This is a genomic window from Sutterella massiliensis (assembly GCF_016899755.1).
Lineage (GTDB): Bacteria > Pseudomonadota > Gammaproteobacteria > Burkholderiales > Burkholderiaceae_F > Sutterella > Sutterella massiliensis.
The window spans coordinates 1-264 of sequence record NZ_JACJJC010000447.1 but is presented as its reverse complement, the minus strand read 5'-3'; the positions used below and the strand labels follow the sequence as shown (position 1 = coordinate 264).

Here is a 264-nt window from a genome sequence, read left to right as displayed (position 1 = left end):
ACCTAAAAGAAAACAAAGTCGGAATTTGGGATGAGTGGGCGGATGCCGATGGCAACCTCGGCCCCGTCTACGGCAAACAATGGCGCGCGTGGGAAACAACCGATGGTCGCACGATCGATCAAATCAGCAATGTCATCGAGACGATCAAGAAAAACCCAGATTCTCGTCGCATGCTCGTTGTCGCGTTCAACCCTGGCGACGTCGACAAACAAGCGCTACCGCCCTGCCACGCATTTTTCCAATTCTATGTTTCGGGTGGAAGGC

The 264-nt window shown here is 53.4% G+C and carries 1 protein-coding gene; it reads left to right on the top strand.

Features of this window, described 5'->3' with window-relative positions; all coding sequences use genetic code 11:
* Positions 1 to 264 (top strand): thymidylate synthase (thyA, locus tag H6A60_RS13255; RefSeq protein ID WP_205105332.1); only part of this gene is annotated, 264 nt, incomplete at both ends.